This window comes from Arthrobacter sp. E44 (assembly GCF_041877125.1).
GTDB lineage: Bacteria > Actinomycetota > Actinomycetes > Actinomycetales > Micrococcaceae > Arthrobacter.
The window spans coordinates 1-270 of the sequence record NZ_JBHDJA010000083.1; the positions used below are offsets into that span (position 1 = coordinate 1).

General features: G+C 60.4%; 1 protein-coding gene. It reads left to right on the forward strand.

Annotation, left to right across the window (positions count from 1 at the left end; genetic code table 11):
* Window positions 1-71: 71 nt before the first annotated feature.
* On the forward strand, window positions 72-270 hold a 199-nt coding region (locus ACETK3_RS21410; RefSeq protein ID WP_373993608.1), incomplete at its 3' end, for a transposase.

Genomic DNA, 270 nt, shown 5'->3' on the forward strand with positions numbered 1-270 from the left:
GGGACTGCTGAAGGTTTGATTGACACTTTGCCTGTGAGGATTTGATCCTTGCGGGTGGAAGGATGTTCCTCATGCCCAAAGCCTTTCCCGAAGAGTTCCGCCGCGATGTCGTGGCGGTTGCCCGCAAGGGCGAAGCGCCCATCACCCAGATCGCCAAGGATTTCGGGGTCTCACCTGCTGCCCTGCACCGCTGGATGAAGATTGCCGACAGAGAAGATGGCGTGCAGTCCGGGGCCGTGTCTGATGACGCCGCGAAGTTGCGGGAGGCCA